This window comes from Dyadobacter soli (genome assembly GCF_900101885.1).
GTDB classification, from domain to species: Bacteria; Bacteroidota; Bacteroidia; order Cytophagales; family Spirosomataceae; genus Dyadobacter; species Dyadobacter soli.
This window is the reverse complement of sequence record NZ_FNAN01000005.1, coordinates 93,285-105,968: the sequence shown is the minus strand read 5'-3', so window position 1 is coordinate 105,968 and position 12,684 is coordinate 93,285. Positions and strand designations below refer to the sequence as shown.

The following is a 12,684-nucleotide window of genomic DNA, read 5'->3' as shown; positions in this document are numbered from 1 at the left end:
GTAATATTTTAAAATTCGGGAAGTGCGGCAAATTCTTCCAAATCCAATGCTACACGCTGGCCCAAGCGCGCCGATTCATATACCGCTTCGATGATCCGCATATCCCGGATGCCCATTTCGAGCGGGACGCACGTTTCACTGTTTTCCATAATGCATCGCGCGAAGTCGTCCATTTGCCGGGCCTGCTGGTTCACCGGCTCGATGTCCATCGCACCGCTGGAAGTGCGGCCTGCGAGTCCGCCATATTCATAAGCGGGGTTTAGTTCAAACCAGCCTTCGGTGCCTTCTGCACGCATGAAGTTCTGGTTTTTGGAATAACTCGTCTCACAATGCGCAGTAGTGCCGCCTTCAAAAAACATCGTCCAGATCACCCCTTCTTCCACTTCCTTGAAGAGCTCGGGCTTTGTTACCGGCGCGAAGCGTGCCTCCACAGCAATGGGCAGCTTGCCCGTAATGTAGATAGCCGCCTGAATGCAGTAGATGCCGTTGTTCACGAGCGGTCCGCTGCCGGAACGTTCCTCGTCGACGCGCCAGGGCGTATTGTTGCCAATATCCATGCTGTCGAGCAGCTCCATTTTCTGGACCGGCCCGAATACCTCTTTCTGGCCGAGCCGCATCATTTCCTGGTTGAACGGATCGAAATGCAGACGATAACCCATCGAAAACCGCACATTGGCTTCTGCTACCGCATCGCGGATACGGTAACATTCTTCCACACTCGTAGCAAGCGGCTTTTCAGATATGATATGCTTCCCGGCTCTTGCGGCGCGAATGCAATATTCTTCGTGCATGGCATTGGGAAGTACCACGTATACAATATCGATGTCGGGATTGTCGGCAATGCGGTCGAAATCGTCGTAGGTGTAAAGGCTATCGTCCTTTAACCCACATTCCTGCTGCCATTTTCGCAGCTTCTCCTCCTCCCCGCTTACCAGCCCTGCCAGATGGCAGTTTTGAGTGAGTTTCAAGGCGGGGATCAATTCGCCTGTCGCATATTCGCCCAGTCCTACCAATGCTACACCCAGTTTTGTCTTTGCTTCCATCTGGTTTCTGTTTGATGATGTTTTTGCTATTGTTTTACTGTTACATGCCTCCGGCATTCCGGATGAATGCCTATTACCCGTTGGCTACCCATGTTGCATCGCTACGCGACTGAGATGTCTCGCAAAGTGCCGTCAGGCCGTAACATTGGTAGCTAGCCAGGCAGGCACCGAACAACGGAGTTCCGTAGGGACGTAACAACAGCTCAACAGCGGCACCCTCACGAAAAATAAACATGCCACACGTACGCGAACCACAAACCGTCGTCAGCCACAGTCCTTTTGTAGAAAAATCTCAACTAAGGGCTGCAAATGGGGCTGGTTCGGTTTTTTCCGGTTAAAGGACCTTAAAAGTTGGCCGCAGAAGTGCTGGGCCGCTTCATTTAATTCTTCATCCAAACCATAAACATGCTATGAAACCAGAGATCAGAAATATTCTGGGCGGAATTACGGGGGCCGTTGTTCTCAACCTGGTCCACGAGGTGGCCAAACGCATTTCTCACAAAGCGCCGCGCGTAGACCTGCTCGGCGAAGAGGCCGTTACCAAAACCGCCGAAGCCCTGGGCGTGGAAGCCCCAACCGGCGAAGCACTCACCGCTTCTACATTCGTGGCCGATCTGGCCAGCAATGCAGGCTACTACGCCATGATCGGCAAGGGCGACAACGATACCATCCTGCTCCGGGGCGCGGGATATGGCCTTATGGCCGGCCTCGGCGCCATTGGGTTGGCAAAGCCACTCGGCCTGAATGAAAGCACCGTTGCCAGGACCGACGAAACGAAAGTGCTCACCGTAACCTGGTATGTGCTCGGCGGCCTGGCTGCGGCACTGGCGATCAAGAGCCTTCGGTAACGGCGCCTCCAATGCGCAGCAGCGCAGGCACGCTTTTTACCTGAGCACAGCTCTTTTTAATTAAAAGTCACGATTATGGAAAATAAAGGAAAATATGCCCTCATCACCGGGGCGACGAGCGGCATCGGCCTCGAACTGGCCAAACTGTTCGCCAAAGACGGTTTCAATCTCATCATTACGACAAGGGATATCGCCGAACTGGACGAAACCAGCGCATTGCTCCGCTCCGAAGGTGTGGAAGTATGGCCCATCGCAAAAGACCTTTTCGACCGCGAACAGGCATTCGGGCTCTATGCGGATATTAAACAAAAAGGTATTGAAGTAGAAATATTGGTTAACAATGCCGGCCAGGGTGTGTACGGGCAGTTCGACCAGATCGACATCGACCGCGAGCTGCGGATCATCGACCTCAACATCGCCTCGCTGGTGGTACTTACCAAATGCTTCCTTACCGACATGGTGAACCGGGGCTCCGGCCGTATTCTCAACCTGGCATCGATAGCCAGCAAGATGCCCGGGCCCTGGCAGGCGGTATATCATGGTACCAAGGCATTTGTGCTCTCATTCAGCGAAGCCGTCCGTGAGGAAACGAAAGACACCGGCGTGACGATCACCGCATTGATGCCAGGCGTTACCGACACTGATTTCTTCAACAAGGCCGATATGCAAGCGAGCAAGGCGGTGCAGGACGAAGACGCCATGGCCGACCCTGCCGATGTCGCCCGCGACGGATACGAAGCATTGATGTCCGGCAAAGACAAGGTGGTGTCAGGCTTGAAAAACAAAGTGCAGGTGGCAATGAGCGCCGTCATGCCCGACAGCACGGTTGCACATCAAATGAACGAGCAGCAGAAGCCGGTACACGAAAATTCTTAACCAAAGCTAAGTCAGATATGTTGCTGAAACCGGGGCATTTGCTCCCGGTTTCTTTTTTTACAACTCGTTGTTACGTGCTGCGGCCTGGTCGGTACGAGAGCCGATAATGCCGGTTGTGGTCTCGGATTCGCTCTCAAATCCCTTTTTTACGGAGGCATTTTCGCTTTGGGGAAGAAAACGGTCAGTCCATTGCATGATGGTCGTCAATGCGCCTGGTGCTATGCCGTTCAGTATGGAAGCGCTGCGGGCGATGGGCGTGAGTACCACCTCGGTATCTCCGGCAGCAATGCCGTCTACAATCTGTGAAGCGGCTTTTCGCGCATCCTGGGATAGCAGCGGGAGGGAATCGGCGAGTTTGAACCAGGCATATTCCCCCTCATGATCCCCTTTGAGTGAAATGTTCCGGGGACTTCCGGTGCGCATCAGACTGGGTACGACAGTGGTGACGTGGATATTTTCCTTCTTCAATTCGGCCGCCAGCCCTTCGGACATGCCCGTCAGCGCGAATTTACTGGCGCTGTAAGGCAGCATATGCGGCACGGCGATTTTGCCACCGATGGATGAAATATTAGCAATGTGCCCGCTTCCCTGCCCGCGAAAATGCGGCAATGCTGCTTTAATCATGTACAATGCCGACCAAAAATTGGCATCCATTAATTCCCGGTAATCGTCTATTTCCATGAGATTATCCGGCCCTACCAGCATTACGCCTGCATTGTTGATCAGCACGTCGATGCGGCCAAACCGGTCGATCACTTTCTGTACTACCTGCGGGGCTGACTCAGGAAGCGATAAATCCGCTGACACCGTCAATACTTCGGCCCCGGTGCCGCGCAGCTCCTCCGCAGCATTCTCTAAGTGTTGTTCTGACCGTGCGCAAAGCACTAACTTCGCGCCCTTACCAGCAACGATCCGAGCCATTTCCAGTCCCAATCCCCGCGACCCGCCGGTGATCAGCACCACTTTGTCGTGAAAATCAATGCTCGTCACGCGCCGGTACACAGCGCGTGCGACAGCAAGTACGCCCAGGCCAGCGAGTGTGATGCCGCACGTCTGCCATTTGTTATTTTGCCAAAAACCAGGTGAATTTTTCATGATATTGTTAAACAAATAGCCGGTGAATCAGGCGTTCGCTAATTCACCGGCTGTGATTGATGCTGTAATACGGATTTCAATTATTGCAAAGTCTATCCATACAGATTCAGAGTAAGTGTTGAAGTGTCAGGCAACAAAGGAAAAATCCTCTTTCCGCTCACCGGGCAGGATGCTTACTTCCTTCGCGAGCGAGCTTTCCAGGAACGAAAGCTTGTCGATATGCTCGCTGCAAGCCCGTGCAGCATCGCTGTCATGGTCTAGATGGGGCAAAAGCGCCTGATACTCTTGCAGCATTACCTGCTGGTGCGTGGTGATCTGCGACAGGAGCGCGTAATGGTCCATCAACTGATCATCGAATTCATCTACACTCCGGGTAATGCTCGATAGCTCCCCGTCATCAAGCACACTTTTGACCGATTCGTACATGCTCCCTACATCCTTCTTAAACAACAGCGACATCATGTATCCATTACTGCAAATGCGCCGCAGCTTGCTGGACATATCGAGCCCCATCGCGGACTTGAAAAGCGATTCCTGCCTCTTGTACATCCGCCAGATCCTGGCCATGCATTTCACCATATTCCTTGCATCACTCATAGTCGTCATTTTTGCAGCATTTCGTACTGCCCGTTCTTATTCAACATCGTTAGAATGTGCCTTTTAAGGTAAAAACCGTTCCAGAAAATGGCCTATTCGACGAAATTCCACGTCGACAAGAGTTACATATGCAACGCTTTACGAATGCAGGCTCATAACCAACCGTTTAGTAAAATGCAACTGCTTGTTTGTTGTAGAATTACCTAGGAAAAACTGGGGAGCGACAACAGATCTTTCCGCGACCGCTGCCGCGAAAAATACACACATCCCAACGCGATCACGGCCACGCTGCTCACCAGGGCCCAAACTGCCTTGGGTGTTACCGGCTCTTTCGGCAACGACACCACGCCGTCGCGGTTGGTCACCGCTGGCTCGGCCACGTAACGGCCGTATCGCGGCACCGCACGATCGGAGAAGTTGAGAGCGAGATCCATTAATTGTTGCCGCATTTCCCGGCCTGCCATAGGTTTGCCATGGCCCGTTGCCACGATTTCAGGTGAAAGGTCGGCAAGCGCATTCACGGATTTATCGGCCTGGTACCAGTCGTATGTGAAGTACCGCGGTGGGCCTGAAATCACTTTTCGCTGGGTAAGCACGCTGAAAACCGATTCCTGCTTCGTGGTGACGAATGCATCGCCGGCGATCAGCACACGGTCCTCGTCATGCCAGAGGCTGATGTGCCCTGGCGCGTGGCCCGGGGTGTGGATGTATTTCCATTCGGGCAAAAAAGGAATGTGTCCGTCCAGCGGAAGTGATTTGACGGCGTCGATCAGGTCTATCGGCTCATTGGGATACAAGCCTGAAACCACCGACAGCAGTCCACCTCCTGCATTCGGATCGGCCGGCGGGTATTTTGATTTCCCAGTCAGATAAGGCGTTTCGAGGAAATGCGCATATACCGGCACCTGCCATTCGCGGATAATCGCTTCCAGCGAGCCGACATGATCGAAATGCCCGTGGGTAAGGATTACCGCAGCGGGCGGGATACCTTCGCCAAACAGCTCGGCCGCCGCAGTTTTGATCTTCCCGAATGCGCTTTTCAGTCCGGCATCGACCAATACCCACGATTTATCCGGATTGGCGATGAGGTAAATATTGACCATCACATCCTTTATTCCCCAAACTCCTTCCGCTACCCGGAAGAAAGAACCCGATTCGTTATTTTCCGTTTTCATCCCTCGTTCGTTTTGATTTTGATTTGCTGGTGGTAAAAATTATGCCATCAGCGGCTGCTGGCACGATTTGTTTATTTTGTCGTGTTAATAAATCTATTAGCCGTTTTAACGTACCGAATGAAGACGATTTACCTTGCCGATGACGACGAAGACGACCGTATGCTGATCCGTGCGGCCGTGGAGCAAGTCATCAGTCCCGTACGCATTATCGAGCTCGATTCGGGAGACGATCTGATTAAATTAATCAACAACCAGGGCATATCGGATGATCCTTCCGTGATCATCATGGACATGAACATGCCGCGGCTCAGCGGGCTGGAAACGCTCGGTATCCTTAAAATGAACGACGCTTCCCGCCATATTCCCGTGGTAATGCTGTCGACTACCTCGAACCGCTCGCTCGTGCGCGAAGCATATGAGCGCGGGGTAAATGCATTTCTGGAAAAACCGGTCCACGAAGCCGATTTTGTGAAGCTAGCCAAGGCTGTCGACGCCTGTTTTATGAATGCCAGCCATGATACCGATGAAACTCCTGTTCAACCTGACTGGACAAAGGGTAGCGTAATCGTCATCGAGGATAATGAAGACCATATGTTTTTTATCCGGAATGCCTTGCAGGACAGTATGCCCGGTGTACAGGTTGTTGAATTTGCTACTGCGGCGGCTGTTGACGAGCAGTTAAGGGCTGTTTGGGATAGCATTGTTCCCGCACCGCATCTGATCCTCATGGATTTGTACCTGCCCGGCAGGCAGGACGGCCTGGATTTACTCGCCAATATTCATCAGCTTCTGATCAACAAAGATTGTCGCTCGATACCTGTCATCGTATTTTCATACTCCGACAAACCCGAGGATATGCACGCCAGCTACCAGCGCAACGCGAATGCGTATATGACCAAGGGCAAGAATGCTTCGCTGTGGAAGAACGACTTCAAGAATCTGCGCAATTTCTGGTGGAATACTGTATCTACTCCCGATCCGCGATGAACGACATGCCCCCGGCAGCTTCGGACACCATCGAGAGCCTGCTAACTGCACAAAGCAACCATCTTTCGCTGATCCAGTCGGTTAGCCACGAACTGCGAAGTACATTCGGTGTCATTTCGGGCCTGCATTCGCTGCTGCCGCTTACATCCGGAGAAGCTGAGCGCGAGGATATGTTCAACCGCCTGCATAACAATACCGAATATGCGACGCAACTGTTCGCGGACCTAGAAGACTATTGTGCTATTGAAAACGGCCAGATGCGCGTCGAGCCGGCACCTTTCCGGCCGGTAAGCGCTATGGAATATGTCCGAAAAAAAGCATTACCCATGCTCCAACGGCGCAAAGCCGCGGTGATTCTTACGGGAGACAGCGAGGGGGCGGTTGATAGTGATGAGGAAAAAGTCCGCCGGATAATCAAAAACCTCACTCTTCATCTCACTTGCGTCATGCGCGTTAGGGAAATCACAATAGGCTGGGAAAGATATTCAAGCCGTTGGGTACTGAACGTAGCTTATCACGGCGAACCTTTACCGGATTGGCTGTTCAGGGCTGAGACCGAATTGCACAGCCACGAAAAGGGACAGCATATCAGCCTACTCATGGTGCGGCGGCTGGCGCTGATGCTGGACGGAGAGATTTACCAGGTAGAATCCGATGGCGACGGGCGTCAACGGTTTTCGCTTCAATTTCCACACTAAATGTGCTGGAATGCATTTTGCGATTGACATACACCACACTTTTTGAAGGGATAAATCCATGAGCAAAAGAGAAATTTACCTTGTTGAAGATTCAAGCGACTTCCGACAGCTTGTAAGAGGCATTTTCACCAAGTTCCTGCCCGAGTACCACGTCAGGTTTTTCCAGGGCGCGCAGGAGCTTTACCAATATATGGTCCTGCAATCGGCCGAGCAGTTCAAAGGACGACGGCCCGGCCTGATCATCCTTGACTTGCAGCTAAACGCAATCAGTGGCCTGGAACTCCTGAAACTCGTACGCCAGACGCCCGGAAACACGGAAACCGAATGGAAAAATATTCCCATCGTAATCCTTAGCGGTACTTCCCGGCAGGAGGATATTAACCGTTGCTATCAGGCTGGTGCCAACTCATTTTTTGTAAAACCGACGGAGTTTGAAGAGCTGCATACCTTGCTCGAAACCCTGTGCCGCTACTGGATCGACTACAACCGTCTGGCCTCGGCGGATATTCCCGACCCGATCATCGCGAAATAGCGGGTTGTCGATTGAAGGCATTAGTTGTGTAAACTGCGCACATGCTCCCATCCCGACTGCAAGTAAGATCCCTTGCGGACAATGGCGTGCAGTTCGTCGTCGGTGAGATCGCGGAAGGAAGCGTATACCTGCCCAACCGCGTAAAACCATTCGGGCATTACCAGTATTTCGAGGGCGTCGGCATCGTTCAGATGGGCATCGTAGTTGTTCCCGGCCACGGGCACGGCCACGATCACCCGCGCAGCGCCCCTCTTGCGGCACAGGCGCAGGACGGGCACGAGCGTTACACCGGTAGCAATGCCGTCGTCGACGATAATTACCGTCCGGCCGTGCATATCCGGCAATGGTTTCTCCTGTTTGTACATTGTGATCCGGCGGTTCACCTCGTCGGTTTGTTCGTCGATAATGCCGCCGATGGTCTCCGGTTCGAGCGACCGCTTGTACCGCGGAGCCACGTACACCGACAGGTCTTCTGCAATGGCGCCGAAGCCTACTTCCGGGTAGCCGGGCACTGGCAGCTTTCTGGAAATAACCATCGTCAGGTCGGTTTCAAGGCATTTGGCGACGTGATACGCCACCTCCACCCCACCCCTGGCAATGCCCATCACGAGCGGATCGGCGTGTTTGTAACGTTTTGTCAGGAAACGACCCAGCTGCTCTCCCGCATCTTTCCGGTCGGCGAAAACGATATCGTTGCTTCGGTTCATGTGTTTGAGGTCTGTACAAAAAAATCCACAGTGCTTTTCACGGCACTGTGCAACATTGTATTGAGCAGGAAATGCACACCACTTCCCGCATTTGATTATTGTCGACGCATCATGCCGTCAGTGTTTTGCCGCGCCGGGCGAGGCTTTAAAAAGCTTCTTCGCCATTTCGAGGTGATGCTTCAATGCAGGAACCTTCGAATCGGCCCATTTTTTCAATTCTGCGTCCTCGCCTTTATTAGATTCTGTCTGGAACAGTCCGATGGTTTGCTCGTGCGATGCAATCATCATATTCATGTAAAGCATATCAAACTGTTCGCCGTTCAGCGCCGCGAGGCTGTCGTACTTCTGCTGTTTTTTGGCCCCGATCGCCGTCGGAATAGTGATCTGCTTTTTTTGTGCCAAAGCCTTCAACTCATCGTTCACTTTTGTATGATCGGCTACCATTGTTTTTCCAAAGGATTTCACTTCGTTGGAAACACCTTTCTGTGAGGCCAGTTCGCCCAGTTTTACCTCAAGCATTCCGCCTTCCGCGGCTTCCATTACAAATTGCTGGTCGGGAGATTTGGTAATAAATTGTTTTTCGTGGGCAAAACGATTGGAAAATGCCAGCAGCGCTGATAGTGCAGTGCAAATGGTCAACAGGAAAAGAGCTTTCATATCAATGAGATTAAAATGGATGCTTAAAGACTAAGACGAATGCTTAAAACAAGCCGCCTGCTGGTACAAAACCGTGCCAGCAGGAACGCGGCATCACTCTACTCCCTCTGCGGCCGATGCCTGATCAGCGAAGTCCCGCAGGATCACCTCCCGGTCGGCCAGATCGCGCTGTTTTGCCTCGTCGACCGTAAAACTTATTTTGTTGCCAAACATCCTTTCACCCGTGTAGAAGCGGCTGTCCTGGTAGATGTTCTTGTCCGAAGGCAGGTAGCCATACTCACGGTTGTAGCGCTCTACAAATGAAACCAGCGCATGGAACATCCGTTGCCACCATGCATGGTCTTCTTCGGCACTTCCCATTCCGGGGACATGCGTACCCGTGTATTTCTGCTTGGTAATATGGACCCGGTAAACATATAGCTGGCCGGATTCGAGGTGAAGCATTTTGAAGCGCCCGGAAAAACCTGCGGGGACGCCGTCCAGTACAACTTTCGTTGAAAAGACCAAGGTTTTCATCGTGTCTGTCATTACAATATTGTGGTGGTTGAACGGGGCCGGGCAACATTGCCTTCGCCTAAAATCTGTGCGCAAGCAACTTGCATACCAGGCCGAAACAGGCTGGAACATGTTTTGCTGAAAGCCATCCGTTTTTAAACCATGCAACTATGAAAAAGGAAACAAACTCAGAACCTAAATTCAAGACAAAAACCTCGACTACCGCCGAACCGGCCCTTTATGAACTGTTTCTGGATTGCCTCCGGGACATTTACTGGGCCGAAAACCACCTGGTGAAGACATTACCCAAAATGAGCCAGGCAGCCAGTTCGAAACAACTGGTGACGGCTATCGAACAACACCTTGCCCAAACCGTAGAACAGGTTTCGCGCCTCGAACAGATCTTTGGTCTTCTGGAACAAAAAGCTATTGCCAAGAAATGCGACGCCATGGAGGGCATTACCAAAGAAGGCGAAGGGGTGATCGAGAGCACCGACGCCGGTACTGCCACGCGGGATGTGGGTATTATCCTTTCTTCCCAAAAAGTCGAGCATTATGAGATTGCTTCCTACCTGGGCCTGATACAACTCGCTACTACCCTCGGACTGGAACAAGTAGCCGATATTCTCAACGAAACATTGGCCGAAGAGCAGGCAAGCGATGAACTGCTAGCCTCGATCGCGGAAAATGACATTATATACCAGGCTTCACAGGAAGCTTGATTTAACCATCAACAACTATGGCGAAAAGAAAAGCGCAACAAAATCCGGCAGTCGATCAGCCGGAAAACGACAAGATCAGAAGCCTTGCCCAGCATATGGAGGATTCCACAGGCGAACTGATGAATACCAACACGGGCGTCCGCGTCAACGACGACCAGAATTCGCTTAAAGCAGGCGACCGGGGGGCTTCCCTCCTGGAAGATTTCATTCTCCGCGAGAAAATCACCCATTTCGACCACGAGCGCATACCCGAGCGCGTGGTACACGCACGCGGCTCGGGTGCACACGGGGTATTCAAGCTTTATGAACCGCTTGCGCAGTACACCAAAGCACAATTTCTGAACGATTCCTCCATCGAAACACCAGTTTTCGTCCGGTTTTCGACCGTTGCGGGGTCGAGGGGCTCAACCGACCTCGCCCGCGACGTGCGGGGGTTTGCCGTCAAATTTTACACGCAGGAAGGCAATTTCGACCTCGTCGGGAACAATATGCCGGTGTTCTTCATCCAGGACGCCATCAAGTTCCCCGATCTCGTGCATGCCGTGAAGCCGGAGCCGGATAATGAGATGCCGCAGGCTGCCTCTGCGCACGATACCTTTTGGGATTTTATTTCGGTGATGCCGGAATCTGCGCATATGATTATGTGGCTGATGAGCGACCGGGCTATTCCGCGGAGCTACCGAATGATGGAGGGTTTTGGCGTGCACACATTCAGGCTGGTGAATGCGGAGGGTGTAAGCCATTTTGTCAAATTTCACTGGAAACCGCTGCTGGGCGTGCATTCCGTTGCGTGGGACGAGGCGCAGAACATCTCCGGCAAAGATCCCGATTTCCACCGCCGCGATCTTTGGGATGCCATCGAAAGCGGCAATTTCCCGGAATGGGAACTGGGATTACAGATCGTACCCGAGGAGGATGAGTTCAAATTTGAATTCGACCTGCTCGATCCGACGAAAATCATCCCCGAGGAGCTGGTACCGGTTATCCGCGTCGGGAAGATGACACTGAACCGCAACCCGGAGAATTTCTTTGCCGAAACAGAGCAATCCGCATTCCATATCGGCCACGTCGTGCCGGGCATCGATTTTACCAACGACCCGCTGCTTCAGGGCAGGCTATTTTCCTACACCGACACCCAGCTGATCCGCCTTGGCGGCCCCAATTTCCAGGAAATACCCATTAACAGGCCCGTTGTACCCGTGCACAACAACCAGCGCGACGGCTACATGCGCCAGACGATCAATCGTGGCAAGGTCAGCTATGGCCCTAACTCGCTGGGCGACAATTACCCTTTGCAGGCGAAAGTTTCGGAGGGCGGATTTGCCTCCTACCCCGAGCGGATCGATGCGCGGAAAGTGCGTGCGAGAAGCAAAAGCTTCCTGGATCATTTCAGCCAGGCAAGGCTGTTTTTGAATAGCCAGTCCGATCCGGAAAAGAACCATATGATTGATGCATTCAGCTTCGAGCTGGGCAAAGTGCAGTCTAATGAGGTACGCCAGCGCATGCTGGGCATTCTTTCGTTGGTCGATAAAGGTCTGGCGGCGGAAGTGGCATTTGCCCTACGACTTTCTGTTCCCGAGGACCCCGAGCTGCCCGTCAACCGCAGCATTCCAGCGGACGCCGACCCGGCGGATTATGACCCCATCATGGTAGAAGGCTCCCTTACCGCTTCGCCTGCATTGAGTATGGCCAACAGCCCGAAAGACAGTATTAAAACACGAAAAATCGCATTTCTGGCGGCAGATGGTGTCGATAGCAATTCTTTGAATGCCGTTAAAGCTGCATTGGAAGCGGAAGGGGCCACTGTGGAAGTGATCGCACCGAGGCTGAACTTTATCCTATCTACCACCGACGAGGAAATTCCCGTACATCACAGCTTCCTCACGGCCGCATCGGTGCTATACGACGCCGTGTACGTACCGGGCGGCACCAATAGCGTAGCCACCGTGGAAGCAGAGGCCGACGCCGTTCATTTCCTGAATGAAGCATTCAAGCATTGCAAAGCCATTGCAGCAGATGCGGGAGCGATACAAGTGATCGAAGCGACCTATTTTGCCCGAAAAATCCCGGCAGAATTTACGGATGAATCCGTGCTACTGGATGGCATCGTCATCAGCGACGATCCGGCAAAATTGGTTAAGCAGTTCATCACCGCCATTGCCCAGCACAGGTTCTGGGAAAGAGAAAAGCCCAGAAAAATCCCAGCCTGATAAAAATCACCCCACAGAACAGCAATCCCCTGCCGTCGACTT

The 12,684-nt window shown here is 52.6% G+C and carries 14 protein-coding genes; 7 read left to right on the top strand and 7 right to left on the bottom strand.

Translation table 11 applies throughout. From position 1 onward, the window contains the following. Positions 1-8: 8 nt before the first annotated feature. Complete coding sequence (locus tag BLQ88_RS08985) at positions 9-1,043, bottom strand: Gfo/Idh/MocA family protein (protein WP_090148965.1); 1,035 nt, start codon at positions 1,041-1,043, stop codon at positions 9-11. 410 nt (positions 1,044-1,453) lie between these two features. On the opposite strand from BLQ88_RS08985, the gene BLQ88_RS08980 reads away from it, so the two are divergent. Together BLQ88_RS08980 and BLQ88_RS08975 are read left to right on the top strand one after the other, a co-directional pair. Next, on the top strand, positions 1,454-1,891 hold the full coding sequence (locus BLQ88_RS08980; protein ID WP_090148567.1) for a hypothetical protein: 438 nt from the start codon (positions 1,454-1,456) through the stop codon (positions 1,889-1,891). A 75-nt stretch (positions 1,892-1,966) separates the two neighbouring features. After that, the gene (locus BLQ88_RS08975) at positions 1,967-2,767 is read left to right on the top strand and encodes an SDR family NAD(P)-dependent oxidoreductase (protein WP_090148565.1); all 801 of its coding nucleotides are present in this window, start codon (positions 1,967-1,969) and stop codon (positions 2,765-2,767) included. Positions 2,768-2,824: 57 nt separating this feature from the next. Here BLQ88_RS08975 and BLQ88_RS08970 read toward each other — a convergent pair whose 3' ends face one another. The 3 genes from BLQ88_RS08970 to BLQ88_RS08960 form a co-directional block, all read right to left on the bottom strand. Then, on the bottom strand, positions 2,825-3,862 hold the full coding sequence (locus BLQ88_RS08970) for an SDR family NAD(P)-dependent oxidoreductase (RefSeq protein ID WP_090148564.1): 1,038 nt from the start codon (positions 3,860-3,862) through the stop codon (positions 2,825-2,827). A 126-nt stretch (positions 3,863-3,988) separates the two neighbouring features. Beyond that, positions 3,989-4,459, bottom strand: a complete 471-nt coding sequence (locus tag BLQ88_RS08965; RefSeq protein WP_090148963.1) for a hypothetical protein — start codon at positions 4,457-4,459, stop codon at positions 3,989-3,991. A gap of 203 nt (positions 4,460-4,662) precedes the next feature. Then, positions 4,663-5,634, bottom strand: a complete 972-nt coding sequence (locus BLQ88_RS08960) for an MBL fold metallo-hydrolase (protein ID WP_090148562.1) — start codon at positions 5,632-5,634, stop codon at positions 4,663-4,665. A 117-nt stretch (positions 5,635-5,751) separates the two neighbouring features. Here BLQ88_RS08960 and BLQ88_RS08955 point away from each other — a divergent pair, with 117 nt between their 5' ends. The 3 genes from BLQ88_RS08955 to BLQ88_RS08945 are packed head-to-tail and all read left to right on the top strand — an operon-like array spanning position 5,752 to position 7,851. Continuing rightward, on the top strand, positions 5,752-6,621 hold the full coding sequence (locus BLQ88_RS08955) for a response regulator (RefSeq protein ID WP_090148561.1): 870 nt from the start codon (positions 5,752-5,754) through the stop codon (positions 6,619-6,621). Continuing rightward, complete coding sequence (locus BLQ88_RS08950) at positions 6,618-7,319, top strand: sensor histidine kinase (protein WP_090148559.1); 702 nt, start codon at positions 6,618-6,620, stop codon at positions 7,317-7,319. Before BLQ88_RS08955 ends, BLQ88_RS08950 begins: the two co-directional genes overlap by 4 nt. Positions 7,320-7,377: 58 nt before the next feature. Further along, complete coding sequence (locus BLQ88_RS08945; RefSeq protein WP_090148558.1) at positions 7,378-7,851, top strand: response regulator; 474 nt, start codon at positions 7,378-7,380, stop codon at positions 7,849-7,851. 20 nt (positions 7,852-7,871) lie between these two features. Here BLQ88_RS08945 and BLQ88_RS08940 read toward each other — a convergent pair whose 3' ends face one another. The 3 genes from BLQ88_RS08940 to BLQ88_RS08930 form a co-directional block, all read right to left on the bottom strand. Next, positions 7,872-8,558, bottom strand: coding sequence for a phosphoribosyltransferase (locus BLQ88_RS08940; RefSeq protein ID WP_090148556.1), 687 nt, complete (start codon positions 8,556-8,558; stop codon positions 7,872-7,874). Between the two features lie 117 nt (positions 8,559-8,675). Further along, on the bottom strand, positions 8,676-9,215 hold the full coding sequence (locus BLQ88_RS08935; protein ID WP_090148555.1) for a DUF4142 domain-containing protein: 540 nt from the start codon (positions 9,213-9,215) through the stop codon (positions 8,676-8,678). A 93-nt stretch (positions 9,216-9,308) separates the two neighbouring features. Then, complete coding sequence (locus tag BLQ88_RS08930) at positions 9,309-9,731, bottom strand: hypothetical protein (RefSeq protein ID WP_090148553.1); 423 nt, start codon at positions 9,729-9,731, stop codon at positions 9,309-9,311. A gap of 149 nt (positions 9,732-9,880) precedes the next feature. Between BLQ88_RS08930 and BLQ88_RS08925 the strand changes: the two genes are divergently transcribed. Together BLQ88_RS08925 and BLQ88_RS08920 are read left to right on the top strand one after the other, a co-directional pair. Continuing rightward, positions 9,881-10,432: a YciE/YciF ferroxidase family protein gene (locus BLQ88_RS08925; protein ID WP_090148552.1), complete on the top strand. Its 552-nt coding sequence runs from the start codon at positions 9,881-9,883 to the stop codon at positions 10,430-10,432. Positions 10,433-10,449: 17 nt separating this feature from the next. Beyond that, positions 10,450-12,642 (top strand): catalase, encoded by a 2,193-nt coding sequence (locus BLQ88_RS08920; RefSeq protein WP_090148550.1) that lies wholly within the window; start codon positions 10,450-10,452, stop codon positions 12,640-12,642. The last annotated feature ends 42 nt before the right edge of the window (positions 12,643-12,684 follow it).

What these genes read in the sequence shown, in the direction of transcription:
- BLQ88_RS08985 (WP_090148965.1), bottom strand. Translation starts at nt 1,043, where the DNA reads ATGGAAGCAAAGACAAAACTGGGTGTAGCATTGGTAGGACTGGGCGAA.
- BLQ88_RS08980 (WP_090148567.1), top strand. Translation starts at nt 1,454, where the DNA reads ATGAAACCAGAGATCAGAAATATTCTGGGCGGAATTACGGGGGCCGTT.
- BLQ88_RS08975 (WP_090148565.1), top strand. Translation starts at nt 1,967, where the DNA reads ATGGAAAATAAAGGAAAATATGCCCTCATCACCGGGGCGACGAGCGGC.
- BLQ88_RS08970 (WP_090148564.1), bottom strand. Translation starts at nt 3,862, where the DNA reads ATGAAAAATTCACCTGGTTTTTGGCAAAATAACAAATGGCAGACGTGC.
- BLQ88_RS08965 (WP_090148963.1), bottom strand. Translation starts at nt 4,459, where the DNA reads ATGAGTGATGCAAGGAATATGGTGAAATGCATGGCCAGGATCTGGCGG.
- BLQ88_RS08960 (WP_090148562.1), bottom strand. Translation starts at nt 5,634, where the DNA reads ATGAAAACGGAAAATAACGAATCGGGTTCTTTCTTCCGGGTAGCGGAA.
- BLQ88_RS08955 (WP_090148561.1), top strand. Translation starts at nt 5,752, where the DNA reads ATGAAGACGATTTACCTTGCCGATGACGACGAAGACGACCGTATGCTG.
- BLQ88_RS08950 (WP_090148559.1), top strand. Translation starts at nt 6,618, where the DNA reads ATGAACGACATGCCCCCGGCAGCTTCGGACACCATCGAGAGCCTGCTA.
- BLQ88_RS08945 (WP_090148558.1), top strand. Translation starts at nt 7,378, where the DNA reads ATGAGCAAAAGAGAAATTTACCTTGTTGAAGATTCAAGCGACTTCCGA.
- BLQ88_RS08940 (WP_090148556.1), bottom strand. Translation starts at nt 8,558, where the DNA reads ATGAACCGAAGCAACGATATCGTTTTCGCCGACCGGAAAGATGCGGGA.
- BLQ88_RS08935 (WP_090148555.1), bottom strand. Translation starts at nt 9,215, where the DNA reads ATGAAAGCTCTTTTCCTGTTGACCATTTGCACTGCACTATCAGCGCTG.
- BLQ88_RS08930 (WP_090148553.1), bottom strand. Translation starts at nt 9,731, where the DNA reads ATGAAAACCTTGGTCTTTTCAACGAAAGTTGTACTGGACGGCGTCCCC.
- BLQ88_RS08925 (WP_090148552.1), top strand. Translation starts at nt 9,881, where the DNA reads ATGAAAAAGGAAACAAACTCAGAACCTAAATTCAAGACAAAAACCTCG.
- BLQ88_RS08920 (WP_090148550.1), top strand. Translation starts at nt 10,450, where the DNA reads ATGGCGAAAAGAAAAGCGCAACAAAATCCGGCAGTCGATCAGCCGGAA.